This is a genomic window from Gammaproteobacteria bacterium (genome assembly GCA_029882975.1).
In the GTDB taxonomy this organism is placed as follows: Bacteria; Pseudomonadota; Gammaproteobacteria; order SZUA-152; family SZUA-152; genus JAJDNG01.
Genome location: JAOUJW010000004.1, coordinates 118,424 through 132,180 on the forward strand (window position 1 = coordinate 118,424; position 13,757 = coordinate 132,180).

The window sequence follows — 13,757 nt, forward strand, 5'->3', positions numbered from 1 at the left end:
AATAGGCCGTAACTATACACCGCAGTTTGAGGAAAGCAACCCACTCGAATTGCTTAGTACTTATGGGTTAGCCGTTCTCAGAGGTTATTTGGCAAATGAACTGCCCTGTTATCCTTTGTCTTCAATTTCCTGTTCAAACAGTTCTTCGCTGTCCTTGAGAAAATCTGCAAACTCTTCGCTGGGGACTACTTTGGCAAACGGTGGTTTGAGTACAGAGGGGAAGTTAGGGGAGTGTCTGAAGTCCGGCTTGTTGGCATAACTTAAGAACATACCGGCCAACAAGATGCCCCAGGCGACACCGTGGCTGGTCCAAAGGCGGGTTTTCATAGAGGTGTTGGTGCTGTTTTCCATATTGATATACAACAGAGTGGCCAGCAACATTCCGGTGGCCAGGGTTTCCACAATCATGCTGATGGTGCTGCTGCCGGAGTTATATAGAAGATACTCCTTGGTATTGCTGAGTAATAAAATGCTTAAGGTAAATAGTAGGGTAATACTGAACTGGACGCTGAAATTCGCTTCGTGCTTCAATACGCGACCAACAAAGGCCCAAATACCTGCCCACGCCAGTGATATGAACACTGGCGGTAAGGACATGGCGATCAGCTTGTCCGCGGAAAGGGGCTTGCTGCTACTGAGTTGATGGTTCAGGATATAGAACAATATGAAGCCGAGTAAAATTGTGGAAGTCACCAAGGGTTTGCCTACCACCCGGGAGAGGGCGTCCTGTTTAGGTAACATTTGCGTTTCTGCCACCGGATGGTCTGTGGAGTAGAATCGCAACCGGGTTTTGCCAATAATAACCTCATCGCCCGAATCCATATCAACCCAGTCCAGTGTCTCGTCTACACGCTTTACCGTGCTGTTGGCGCGTTTGAGAAACATGCCATTGTGACTGCCTTGATCGTGGATTTTCCAGGTGGCACTTTGTTCACCTTGCTGTCCCTGTTCTCCCTGCGATATCAACAAGTGCTGCGGCGAGACATGTTGGTCCGCAATGATGAGGTCATTTCGATAGGATCGTCCCACCGTAACCGGTAAGTGTTCAAACTTGTGACGTTCCGAAACATGCCCCAGGCGGTTCAGAACTTCTATGATTATTTCTGCCAATGGATTTCCTTGGAAAACTTGTCGATAAATTTCAGCGCTAAATCGCGACTAACCCCGGCTAATGCCAGTTGGATGATGATGCCTTTTACTGAGTCGTTAACCAAGGCCATTTCCAGAGATACATCCCACAAGGATGGGTACTTCTTGTACCTGCGTACGCACAGGGCAGACTTCCAGTCCTTGTCTGCAAGCCGGGTAAATCGGGTGTGACAGTCGTAATTGTTCACGTCCTCTTTGCCGGCGGAATTCACTCGTAAATCTTGGCCGAAATTTTTTTTATAAAGATTATAAAAATGCATCGAAGAGAGTTCCGATGCTTGATATAAATCATAGGAGTAGGAAATCCCTCCTGTGCTAAATGCGTGAGACAGATAAATGCGGTCATCGCTGCTGCATTGACTGTAAGAATGTTGCAAATAGGACTCTTTATCGTTACTGCGGTCACCCCAGCATTTAAACAGATCCGCCAGTTGGCCCGGAAGTTTGAAACCGCCAAATTCTGTGCTGGGCCATTCGCTATCCAGAAATTTTTGCATGTACAGCGCCTGATTGTCACGTAACTGGATTTCTATGCGTTCAAAAAAATCAGCGGTGGGTTCCCCGTCACGGTGTTGTACTTGCTCAAACAAACGGCGCAAATATTGGACGGGCACCAAAAAACTGAGTTGGTTACCCGCGGTAGAAACATTAATGCCGGAAACTACGCCACTGGAATGGAGTGCGGGTCCGCCACTCATGCCGGGGTTCAAGGAGCCGCTGAAGAAGATTTTGTCGTAGAGAGAGTGATCCAGCAGACCGTTATATGTGCCTTCAACAATGCTCATGCCCAGGTCATGAGGATTGCCTAAGGCATACAGTCTCATACCTTTGGCCAGTTTTAATTCTTTCAGTTTAAACACGGGGGCTTTGATCGGAGCGGCTTTGACGATTGCGAGGTCGTGTACAACGTCTATATCGGCAACACTGAGTTCGCCTGGGCTGGAATTTTGATTGATATATTCCAGGCGATATCGGTCCGGGTGTTGAATGAACTGCGAGATAACGTGGTAGTTAGTGGCAATGTGCCCTTGTTTGCTGATCAAAAAGCCTGAACCAATGGAGGTTTTGTTGCCCGATGCCAGTTCCATGACGCGAATTTGAAAAATGCTGGACTGAAAGGTTTCATATAGATTCTTAGCTGAATTGGCCTGGGCCGAGTTTGCACAAAGAGCCAGTAATAATAGCAGTGAACCCATCACGGGGAGTGAGCGGAATACCGTTTGAGACTGAATCATTATAAAAGCCTGTAAGTCACATGTTCGTGTTATGTTGGATTGTGGTCGTTCAGCAAATCAACAATGGCGGTTTCTATTCGGCGCAACTGTTCTTTGTCAGTAATTTCCCTATGGTTTGAGTCTGTGACAAAAAATATATCCTCTGCCTTTTCTCCAAAGGTGGCGATTTTTGCGTTTTGTACTGTGACTCCGCAACGCAACAAAGCCAGGGCAATTTTAGCCAGTAAACCCGGCTGATCCAATGCCACTACTTCCATAATAGTGCGTTTATTGAGATTGTCACTACGGAAGCTGACTTCGGTGGGAATAGTGAAATGTTTTAGTTGGCGCGGAAGCTGAACTCTGGTTTTTTCGATAATGATGTTTTCCAGTTTCGGGCTGACCAAAAGCCAGGACAGAGATTCTATAAGATCGTCGATGCGGTGTTGATCCGAAATGACGTCGCCTGATTTTTCCAGAATAATAAACGTATATAGTTTATAGTCCAGCCGGGAAGAGCTAATGCGGGCGTTGGCGATGGTGAGGCCGGCTCGCTCCAAGGTGGCGGTAATTATGGCAAAGACTTCCGGATGGTCTTTGGCGCAAACAAAAAGTTCCGTGCCTCCGCGATGTGTTCGAGGGCGAACCAACACCAGCGGTAACCGTTCAATGGAGTGGTGTAGTATGGATTTGGTGTGCCAGACGATTTCGTCCACTGAGTGACGGCCAAAATAATCCTGTTCCAGGCTGTTCCAATATTTATCGATTTGCTCAGGGTCAAATTCACGTTGCAATTGGCGCAGGGCCAGGGATTTGATCTCTAACTCTTTTTCCGATTGTTCGATCGGATTACCTAAACCTCGGCGAAAGGCACGTGTGGTGGTGTAGTATAGCTCCATCAACAGGGCATTTTTCCAGGAGTTCCACAAGCTGGGGCTGGTGGCGCGGATATCGGCTACGGTGAGCAGGTAGAGATAATCGAGGCGTTCTTGCGTGCCCACGGTGTGGGCAAATTCCTGAATGACGGTGTTGTCACTAATATCCTTTCTTTGCGCCGTGGTAGACATGATCAGATGGTTTTCCACCAGCCAGGCAATGATATTGGTATCATAATGACTCAATCCGTGGGTTTTACTAAATTCGATAGAATCCTGTGCCCCCAGAGTGGAGTGATCACCGCCGCGGCCTTTGGCTATATCGTGGAAAAAGCCGGCCAGGAACAACAATTCCGGTTTGGCGATGTTCTGAATGATTTCACTGCATAGTGGAAATTCATGGTAATGCCGGGGCACGGTAAAGCGACGTAAGTTTCGAACCAAAGACAGGGTGTGTTCATCCACAGTAAATACGTGAAACAAATCGTGCTGCATCAGTCCTACGATATTGCCGAAAGCCGGTAAATAGGCAGCGAGCACACCGTAACGGTTCATACGTCTGAGCTCATGAGTCAGGCCTTGAGGCTGCCGAAAAATTTCCATGAACAAACTTTGGCAGCGCAGGTCTTTGCGAAAATTTTCATCGATGAGATAGCAATGGTCACGAATCAGGCGTATGGTTTGTGCGCGGACGCCCTTTAAGTCCTGTCGTTGTGCCAGAATTAGAAATATCTCCAGCAGTGCAAAAGGATTGCGTTTAAATACCCGGTCGTGGTTGACTTCGATAAAACCGTAGCTTTCCTGGAAACGACGGTTAATGGGTTTGACATGAGCCGGCTGGCCTTCTTGTAATATATTTTCGTCAAATAATTGCAGCAACATTTCGTTGAGTCGGTTCAGATCCATCACCGTGCTGTAGTATTGCTTCATCATTTGTTCCACAGCCAGGCGGTGTTCGCTGTCTTTATAACCAAAACGGTGGGCTAAAACCCGTTGGTAGTCGAACAGCAGTCGGTCTTCTTTACGCGTCGCCAATAAGTGCAGGCCAAAGCGAATTTTCCAGAGAAAATCCTGGCTTTTTTCCAGCGTTTCAAATTCTTGAGGCGTCAGAAACCCTCTATCCACCAGATCTTTGAGGGTTGTAACCCCAAAGTGGCGTTTGGCGACCCAGCCAATCACCTGGATGTCACGCAGGCCACCCGGATTCTCCTTGATGTTGGGTTCCAGGTTATAGGAGGTGTCACCAAAACGATGATGACGTTGGATTTGTTCTTCAATTTTGGCTTGATAAAATTTCCGACCGGGCCAAATTTTTTCCGGGCCTGTGGCCTCCAGTAACACTTGATACAAATTCTTGTCGCCCGCCAGGAGCCTGGATTCCATCAGATTAGTCGCAATGGTGATGTCATTGTCTGCATGTTGGATGCATTCGGCCAGTGAGCGCACGCTATGGCCTACATCAAGTTTCATATCCCAGAGCAATGTTAGAAACTGTTCTATCTGAGAGTCGAGCATGCCGCTGTGTTCGTTGTGCAGCAGCACTAATATATCCACATCAGAGGCGGGGTGAAGCTCGCCGCGACCATAACCCCCCACGGCGATTAAGCTGGCGCTTTGGGGGTCTTCCAGGTAGTGGTTCCAGGCGCGACGCAGCAGCTGATCGATCAGCCGTGCTCGGAGCAGGACCAGCTCATGGACGGGAATATCTCTTTCAAATCGGGCCGCCAGAATCTTGTCGCCCTGCTGGGCAGCCTTTTTAAACAGAATGACCGGGTTGGCTCCGGCCTGCAGTGCCGTTTCAAAGGCCTGCGGATCCCACAGTTCCGCATCGATAATCTCGTTGTCAAGAAAATTCAAAACGGTGCTTCGTCGGGTCGCAGAGTAAGAACCTCAAAGCCGGTATCGGTTACCAGCAGAGTGTGTTCCCACTGTGCCGACAGGGTGCGGTCTTTGGTGACCACCGTCCAACCATCCGGAAGTGTTTTTACCCCCGGTTTGCCTGCATTCACCATAGGTTCAATGGTGAAGGTCATGCCTGCTTCCAGTACTTCGCCGGTACCCGGCGTGCCGTAGTGGGGCACTTGAGGCGCTTCGTGAAACTGGCGGCCAATGCCATGGCCGCAGTAATCACGTACGACTGAACAATTATTTTGTTCGGCGTGTTGCTGGATAGCGTGTCCAATGTCACCTAAGTGTACGCCGGGTTTTACTTTTTTAATGCCGATACTCAGGCATTCGTAGCTGATGCGGCTGACACGTTGGGCAATGATGGAAGGTTCGCCGATATAAAACATTTGGCTGGTATCACCATGAAAACCGTCTTTAATGACGGTGATATCCACATTGATTATGTCGCCATTTTTCAAACGCTTATTGCTGGGAATTCCATGACAGACCTGGTGGTTAATCGATGTGCAAATGGACTTCGGGAAACCGTGATAATTGAGAGGGGCGGGGATGGCATGTTGCTCATTGACAATAAAATCATGACAAATTCGGTCCAGTTCCTCTGTGGTAATCCCGGCTTGCACATGGGGTTGTATCATGACCAATACGTCGGCGGCCAAACGCCCGGCAACGCGCATTTTCTCGACTTCTTCTGCATTTTTTATATGAATACCCATGATAATCGTCGAATCACTCCGTTTTTTTAGCTAATGAACCCTGTCGGATTGTTGTTATGTCTGTTTTATGGTATAAAGCCCGCGCCGATATGGCAATCTTGTTGCAGGTTTCGGCCTGCAGTTAATTTCACACATGTTCCGACACATATATCCGGGTGCCTGGGTTAACCCCCTGGTTGGTATATGGGGCACATGGAGGCATAACCCAACAGTGGAGTAAAAATATGTCAGCAGTTACTATGCGTCAAATGCTTGAGGCAGGTGTTCATTTTGGCCATCAAGCGCGTTATTGGAATCCCAAAATGGCTCCCTTTATTTTTGGCGAGCGCAATAAAATTCATATTATCAATCTGGAAAAAACTTTGCCCGCATTTAATGATGCCGCAAATTTCCTCGGAAAAATTACCGCAAACAAAGGTAAGGTACTGATTGTCGGTACAAAAAGGGCAGCACGCGATGTGGTTAAAGAACAGGCTTCCCTGTGCAATATGCCTTTTGTTAACCATCGCTGGTTAGGCGGAATGCTCACCAATTTTCAGACAGTGAAACAGTCTATCAAACGTTTGCGTGAACTGGAAACCATGGAAACTGACGGTAGCTTTGCCCGTTTAAACAAAAAAGAAGCCTTGATGTTGACGCGGGAAAAGGAAAAGCTTGACCGTAGCTTGGGTGGTATCAAGGATATGGGTGGTCTGCCCAGCGCCTTGTTCGTGATTGATGTGGGACACGAGAAAATCGCTGTAAACGAAGCTAAAAAACTGGGTATTCCAGTGGTGGGTGTCGTGGACACCAATAACAGTCCGGACGGAATCGATTATGTCATCCCTGGCAATGACGACGCCATTCGCGCCATTCGCTTGTATGTCGAATCCATTTCTAAAGCCGTTCTGGAAAGTCGCCCCGACCCTATGCTGTTGAGTGGACCGGACGACGGATTTGTGGAGTTGGATGACAGCGGTGCTGTAGTGGCCGACGCAGCCCCCAAAAAGACGGCGGCGCCTAAGAAAAAAGCGACTGTGAAAAAGAAAGCGACCGTGAAGAAAAAAGCTGCACCGAAGGAAGAAGCGGGTGATGCGGCAGCCAAGAAAAAAGCTGCACCCAAAAAAGCCGTTAAGAAAAAGACGGCTGAGTAATTCGGAAACTATCAGCGTTTTCGGCACGTAACATAAGGGGGCCTGGCCCCCTTTTTCAGATAATTGGATGGATATTCCTGTCCATCACCGTTTAATGAATATGAGGAATTGGGAATATGGCGATTACAGCGGCATTGGTAAAAGAACTTCGTGAACGCACATCAGCTGGAATGATGGAGTGTAAAAAAGCTCTGGTGGAAACCAATGGAGATTTAGAAGCTGCCATCGAGCATTTGCGTAAAACAGGTATGGCGAAGGCGGATAAGAAAGCGGACCGTACAGCGGCCGATGGTTTGATTATCATCCGCATCAGCGATGATCAGAAATTGGCAGTCATGGTCGAGGTGAACTGCGAAACTGACTTCGTGGCAAAAGACGAGAATTTTCAAAATTTCGCTAATGAAGTAGGTGATTTGACCCTGGCGAATCAACCGGCGGATTTGGACGCCTTGTTGGCGATGAAAATGAACAGCGGTGACAATGTTTCCGACAGCACCAAGGCTTTAACCGCCAAAATTGGTGAGAAAATGGAAGTTCGCCGTTTTACCCTGCTCAAAGCCAGCGATGGTGCTTTCTCCAGTTATTCTCATGGTAGTCGAATCGGGGTTGTAGTGGAACTTAGTGGTAATGATGTTGCCTTAGCTAAAGATATTGCTATGCACATTGCGGCCAGCAAACCGGTATGTGTTAGTTCCGATGAGGTGCCTGCAGAATTGATTGAGAAAGAAAAGGAAATTTTTGCAGCCCAAGCAGCGGAGAGTGGTAAACCGGCCGAGATCGTTGAAAAAATGGTCAGTGGACGTATCAATAAGTATTTGAAAGAAGTAACCCTATTGGGTCAACCTTTCGTTAAAGACCCTGACTCCACCGTGGAAAAACTGTTAAAAAGCGCCAACGCAGCGGTTAATCAGTTTACCCGTTTCGAAATCGGTGAAGGTGTGGAGAAGAAACAGGAAAACTTCGCTGACGAAGTTATGGCTCAAGTAAAAGGCAGCTAAGCTATACCATTGCTCAAGGAGGAACGCTCGGGGAGTGTAGCAGCCAGGGAAGATGTGGGAGCAGGCCAAACAATAGTACAGATCAGCCGGCGGCCGTTTAACGGCCACCGCCGGTATTTTGCCACAACACAGACAGCAAGAATTTGAAAGGGCATCCCAGTGGGTAAGCAAGCAAAATCGGTCTACAAAAGAGTATTATTGAAACTCAGCGGCGAAGCGCTAATGGGCGATGGGGAATTCGGCATCGATCCTAAGATCATTGAGCGCGTTGGTGAGGAAGTCAAAGAACTGGTGGCAATGGGAGTACAGGTTGCCATTGTCATCGGTGGCGGTAACATATTTCGCGGTGTGAGCCTGGCATCCAGCGGTATGGATCGAGCCAACGGCGATTACATGGGAATGCTGGCAACCGTAATTAATTCTCTGGCACTGCAGGATTGCTTCGAACGTGCCGGTCTGACAGTGCGTGTCATGTCAGCACTGCACATCAACCAAGTGGCGGAAGATTATATTCGTCGCCGTGCTATCCGCCATCTGGAAAAGGGGCGAGTGGTTATATTTGCAGCGGGAACCGGTAGTCCCTTTTTCACCACCGATTCAGCTGCCAGTTTGCGCGGAATAGAAATTGGTGCGGACGTGGTATTAAAAGCTACCAAAGTTGACGGCGTTTATTCAGCTGATCCGATGAAGGTCAAGGACGCCGTACGATACAGTCGTTTGAGTTATGATGAAGTTTTACAAAAAAATCTTAACGTTATGGATGCAACCGCAATTGCATTGTGTCGAGACTGCAACATGCCGGTACGGGTGTTTGATATGAACAAAAAAGGCTCGTTATTGCGGATTATTCAAGGTGAGGATGAAGGCACTATAGTCGAAAATGGGGAAGTGTCATGATCAATGAAATAAATGAAGATGCCAAGAAGCGCATGCAAAAAAGCATTGAAGCGCTTAGAATCGAGTTGACCAAACTACGAACCGGGCGGGCTCATGCCAGCTTGTTAGACCACCTGGTGGTGGAATATTACGGCAGTGATGTGCCCCTGTCCCAAGTGGCTTCTATATCGGTATCCGATGCCCGTACCTTGACGGTTACGCCTTGGGAAAAAACCATGGTACAGCCGGTAGAAAAAGCCATTATGACGTCTGATTTGGGATTGAACCCGGCAACATCAGGAACCACAATCCGCGTACCTTTGCCACCACTGACAGAGGAAAGACGCAAAGACATGATTCGTATTGTGCGCGCCGAAGGTGAAGCTGCCAAGGTGGCCATTCGTAATATTCGCCGCGACGCCAATGGTGATTTCAAAGCTTTACAAAAAGACAAAGAAATTACTGAGGACGATTTGCGTCGTGCCGAAGACCAAATGCAAAAACTGACGGACGAATTTACCAAAGAGGTGGATAAAGCCATCGAAGAAAAAGAAATAGATTTGATGGAAATGTAGTCTCAGGCGTCGCGGTGATATCTGCTGCGACCAGGTGTATGCCAGAGAATCAGCAGTCTAGCAGGCCAACTAATTAAGTGAGTAACAGAGAACGTCATGCCCGGTGAACCACCCTATCAATATAGCAAACCGTTACCGCGGCATATTGCCATCATTATGGATGGTAATGGGCGATGGGCTAAAAATCAGAAGAAACCCCGTTTCTTTGGTCACAAAGCCGGCGTAGAGACCGTTCGGACGGTCGTTAAAGCCTGCGCAAAATTGAATATCGAAGTTCTTACGCTGTTTGCATTTAGCAGTGAAAACTGGCGCCGCCCTGAGCAGGAAGTCAGTTTATTGATGGAATTACTGTATACCGCATTGCAACGAGAAGTCAGCAAGTTGCACGAAAACAATGTACGACTACGCATTGTTGGGGAACGCCGCGCGTTCAGTGATAAACTTCAGGAGCGACTGGCCGAATCCGAACGACTCACGGCCAATAACTCCGGCCTTACACTGGTGGTTGCGGTAAACTATGGTGGCCGCTGGGACATGGCACAATCAGCTCGGAAAGTCGCGCGCCTGTTGGCTGACGGCAAAATTCATGAAGAAGACATCGATCAGGACTTGATTCATGAACACATGTCATTAGCGGGATTGCCGGATCCCGATCTTTTTATTCGCACCGGTGGGGAAAAACGCATCAGCAATTTTCTCTTGTGGCAGTTAGCGTACGCAGAATTGTTTTTCACCGATATTCTCTGGCCGGATTTTACGGAACAAACGCTCAACGAAGCGATAGAGTCTTTTAGTGCCCGCCAACGTCGCTTCGGTCGAACCAGCGAACAAGTGGAAACAACGCCAAGTGCTTAAACAACGCCTGCTTACGGCTTTTACTCTAGGACCCCTGGTTATTTGGGGGGTGTTGGCTTTGCCCAATGTATTTTTCGCGCTCATTATGGGGCTGCTGATTCTCATGGGCAGTTGGGAGTGGGGCAATCTGGCCGGTTTTACGGCGGCGATTCAGCGTGGAGCATTTACAGCAGTTAACGCGGTTGCCATGGGCGCGGTTTGGTATTTATTGCATTATCAATCTCAATTTGCCTTACCCCTGTTTAGCGGTACGGTGCTGTTGTGGTTATTGATTTCAATTTTGGTTATGACTTACCCCGCCAGTGCCGGTAGTTGGGCTAATCGCTGGGTCAAAGCTTTAGTGGGGCTACTCATTCTAGTAATGACTTGGGCCGCTTTGATCGTAGTGCATGGTGGCGAGACCAACGGTCCATATTTCGTTTTGTATTTGTTTTTATTAATCTGGTTTGCAGACTCTGCGGCATATTTTGGCGGCCGTCGTTGGGGGCGTAGAAAATTGGCGCCCAAAGTCAGCCCGGGAAAATCCTGGGAGGGTGTCTATAGCGCGTTGGCTATAGCTGTGCCCACCGCCGCTGTGGGGGGGTATGTATTGGGTATGTTCGATCTGGGGTTGGGTAAAGCCGCCGTGTTTTTCTTGTTTTCGCTTTTGTTAACCTTTATTTCCGTTCTGGGCGATTTGACGGAAAGTATGTTCAAAAGGCAAATGAGCGTTAAAGACAGTGGGTCTTTGTTGCCCGGCCATGGTGGCATTTTAGACCGAATTGACAGTATGACCATAGCATCACCGGTCTTTCTTATGGGATTGTGGTGGCTTTTCGATATGAAGCTGGTTCTGTCGGGATCAAAATAGATAGGGGCAGAACATGTCAGAAGTCAGCGGTCATGGTATAGGTGTTACTGTTCTGGGAGCCACGGGAACCATCGGTGTGAATACTCTCGATGTCTTGGCGCGTCACCCACAACGCTATCGAGTCGTCGCCTTAACTGCCAATCGACAGGTGGATCGCCTTTATGAGCAGTGTCTTCAACATCAACCGGAATATGCGGTAATGCTGGATGAAACCTGTGCTCAGCAGTTGGAACAAAAGCTTCAATCCAGCGGTCTTCAAATTCAGGTACTGTCGGGCAAAGAAGGACTGAAACGTGTGGCTTCCTTAGAAAGTGCGCAGTATGTGATGGCTGCCATTGTGGGGGCGGCCGGTTTAGAACCGACTTTAGCGGCTGCAGAGGCGGGTAAACGTGTATTGCTGGCTAATAAAGAGTCTCTGGTGATGTCCGGAGGGCTTTTTATGAAAGCTGTAACTCAAAATAACGCAGAGCTTCTCCCCATAGACAGTGAACATAATGCCATTTTTCAATGCATGCCGCACGGAAACGGCGAAGACGATCGCAAAGGCATTCGCAAAATTCTGTTGACCGGTTCCGGCGGCCCGTTTAGGAATCGGGATTTAGCCAGCTTGCGGGATGTTACCCCGGATCAGGCTTGTGCCCACCCTAATTGGGTCATGGGTCGCAAAATATCCGTGGACTCTGCGACCATGATGAACAAAGGTTTGGAGTTTATTGAAGCGTGCTGGTTGTTTGGTATGCCGGCACAGGACATAGAAGTGTTGATACATCCGCAAAGTGTCATTCACTCCATGGTGGAGTACGTCGATGGTTCCGTGCTGGCGCAACTGGGTAATCCGGATATGCGTACACCTATTGCACATGCACTGGCTTGGCCGGAACGTCTGGAATCCGGAGTGGATCGATTGGATATGCTGACCGTTGGCAAGCTGGAATTTGAGGCGCCGGATTATGACCGTTTCCCCTGTTTGCGTTTGGCGATGGATGCCTTTGAAGCCGGAGGAACAGCCAGTGCCATATTAAATGCGGCCAATGAAGTGGCAGTGGCTCGGTTTTTGGAAAATGAAATTCGGTTTCCCCACATACCGGATATCATCGAGCAGACTTTGGCGCAAATAAAAGTGGTGGAAGCCGATTGTTTGGAGACCGTTATGCAGGCCGATCAGCAAGCTCGTTACACTGCTGAAGAATATATTAACCGAAATCTAAAGAACGGGTTGCACTAATGGATTCGTTTTTCATGTCACTATTGGGCTTGTTGGTCACTCTGGGATTATTAATCGCATTTCATGAGTACGGCCACTATTGGGCGGCAAGACGCATGGGAGTCAAAGTCCTGCGATTTTCCATCGGCTTTGGTAAGCCACTGTGGACCCGGGTGCGAGGTGAGGATAAAACCGAATTCGTTCTGGCCGCGTTTCCCATTGGTGGCTATGTGAAAATGCTGGATGAGCGAGAGGGTGAAGTCAAAGAAGAGGAAGTCCATCGTGCCTTTAACCGGCAAAAGGTTTCCAAGCGTATTACCATCGTTGCCGCCGGACCCATATTCAATTTTATTTTCGCCATCATCGCCTATTTTCTCATGTATCTGGTGGGAATTCCGGGTGCCAAACCGTTGGTTGGCGAGGTGCTGCCCGAGTCCATAGCTCATGCCGCCGGTTTGACTCAAGGTGATGAAATCGTCAGTGTGGGCGGAGAAACAACGCCTACCTGGGGTGCGGTACGCATGGCGATTTTGGAAACCGGATTGGATAAAGACCGAATTGCCATTGAGTTCAAAACGGTGGACGGTAATCGCGGCTCGGAGTTGGATTTTACCGGCGTAACGTTGGATGAAAAACAGGGCAATTTGTTTAAGGCTATGGGGGTAAAGCCCTTTCAACCCGAGTACCCTGCGGTCATTGGTAAGATCAGCGATGGCAAAGCGGCACAACAGGCCGGTTTACAGTCAGGCGATCGGGTGATCGCTGTGGATAGCAAGCCGATAGAAAACTGGGGCAATTGGGTAGAGGTCATTCGCAAAAACCCCAATCGTGTCATCATGGTGCAAATAGAACGGGGTCAGGACGTACACGTACTGGAGTTAAAACCCGAGGAGGTGGCGTCGGAGACAGGTCCGATAGGTTATATTGGAGCAGCTCCCGAGGTGCCTGAAGATTTGGTTGATTCGCTTAGCACCGTGGTGAAATATCCTGTGGGTGAGGCTTTTCTTCGGTCTTTTCAGGAAACGTGGCGAATGTCGGTACTAACCCTGCGGATGTTGGGAAAAATGATCATGGGTGATGTGTCTGTGAAAAATCTCAGCGGACCCATTACGATTGCCACGTATGCCGGTTATACCGCCAGCATCGGATTGACCACTTTTTTATCTTTTCTGGCGATTGTCAGCATTAGCTTAGGTGTATTGAATCTGTTACCCATCCCTATATTGGACGGTGGGCATTTGCTGGTATATTTTGTTGAAATTTTCACCGGTAAGCCCGTTTCGGATGAAACCTTGATGAAGATGCAGCAGGTGGGGATTGTTCTTCTGGGTATGTTGATGATTCTGGCATTTTATAACGATATTCAACGCTTGATAGGGTAAGCCGGTCAGCGGAGGACGGAGA

At 48.5% G+C, this 13,757-nt stretch carries 12 protein-coding genes; 8 read left to right on the plus strand and 4 right to left on the minus strand.

Going from position 1 to position 13,757, the window contains the following annotated elements; all coding sequences use genetic code 11:
- Positions 1-108 precede the first annotated feature (108 nt).
- Genes OEY58_04710 through map form a run of 4 tightly spaced genes read right to left on the minus strand, consistent with a single transcriptional unit; the run spans position 109 to position 5,862 of the window.
- A complete protein-coding gene (locus OEY58_04710; protein MDH5324744.1) occupies positions 109-1,110 on the minus strand; it encodes an FHA domain-containing protein in 1,002 nt (333 codons plus the stop codon).
- Positions 1,098-2,384 (minus strand): serine protease, encoded by a 1,287-nt coding sequence (locus tag OEY58_04715; protein MDH5324745.1) that lies wholly within the window; start codon positions 2,382-2,384, stop codon positions 1,098-1,100. Before OEY58_04715 ends, OEY58_04710 begins: the two co-directional genes overlap by 13 nt.
- 29 nt (positions 2,385-2,413) lie before the next feature.
- Entirely contained in the window at positions 2,414-5,095 is a 2,682-nt protein-coding gene (gene glnD, locus OEY58_04720) for a [protein-PII] uridylyltransferase (protein MDH5324746.1), read from the minus strand.
- Positions 5,092-5,862, minus strand: coding sequence for a type I methionyl aminopeptidase (gene map / locus OEY58_04725; GenBank protein MDH5324747.1), 771 nt, complete (start codon positions 5,860-5,862; stop codon positions 5,092-5,094). Before map ends, glnD begins: the two co-directional genes overlap by 4 nt.
- A gap of 224 nt (positions 5,863-6,086) precedes the next feature.
- Here map and rpsB point away from each other — a divergent pair, with 224 nt between their 5' ends.
- From rpsB to rseP, 8 genes are all read left to right on the plus strand, one after another.
- Positions 6,087-6,995, plus strand: a complete 909-nt coding sequence (gene rpsB, locus OEY58_04730) for a 30S ribosomal protein S2 (GenBank protein MDH5324748.1) — start codon at positions 6,087-6,089, stop codon at positions 6,993-6,995.
- 116 nt (positions 6,996-7,111) lie between these two features.
- Positions 7,112-7,993: a translation elongation factor Ts gene (gene tsf, locus OEY58_04735; protein ID MDH5324749.1), complete on the plus strand. Its 882-nt coding sequence runs from the start codon at positions 7,112-7,114 to the stop codon at positions 7,991-7,993.
- 159 nt (positions 7,994-8,152) lie between these two features.
- Positions 8,153-8,890 carry a UMP kinase gene (pyrH, locus tag OEY58_04740; GenBank protein ID MDH5324750.1) on the plus strand — a complete coding sequence of 246 codons (738 nt, stop codon included), beginning with the start codon at positions 8,153-8,155 and terminating at the stop codon, positions 8,888-8,890.
- The gene (gene frr, locus OEY58_04745) at positions 8,887-9,444 is read left to right on the plus strand and encodes a ribosome recycling factor (GenBank protein ID MDH5324751.1); all 558 of its coding nucleotides are present in this window, start codon (positions 8,887-8,889) and stop codon (positions 9,442-9,444) included. The genes pyrH and frr overlap by 4 nt, the downstream gene beginning before the upstream one ends.
- 96 nt (positions 9,445-9,540) lie before the next feature.
- Positions 9,541-10,299, plus strand: a complete 759-nt coding sequence (locus tag OEY58_04750; GenBank protein MDH5324752.1) for an isoprenyl transferase — start codon at positions 9,541-9,543, stop codon at positions 10,297-10,299.
- Positions 10,238-11,149, plus strand: a complete 912-nt coding sequence (locus OEY58_04755) for a phosphatidate cytidylyltransferase (protein MDH5324753.1) — start codon at positions 10,238-10,240, stop codon at positions 11,147-11,149. Before OEY58_04750 ends, OEY58_04755 begins: the two co-directional genes overlap by 62 nt.
- Positions 11,150-11,162: 13 nt before the next feature.
- Positions 11,163-12,374, plus strand: coding sequence for a 1-deoxy-D-xylulose-5-phosphate reductoisomerase (gene ispC / locus OEY58_04760; protein ID MDH5324754.1), 1,212 nt, complete (start codon positions 11,163-11,165; stop codon positions 12,372-12,374).
- Positions 12,374-13,735 (plus strand): RIP metalloprotease RseP, encoded by a 1,362-nt coding sequence (rseP, locus tag OEY58_04765; protein MDH5324755.1) that lies wholly within the window; start codon positions 12,374-12,376, stop codon positions 13,733-13,735. The genes ispC and rseP overlap by 1 nt, the downstream gene beginning before the upstream one ends.
- Positions 13,736-13,757: the final 22 nt, after the last annotated feature.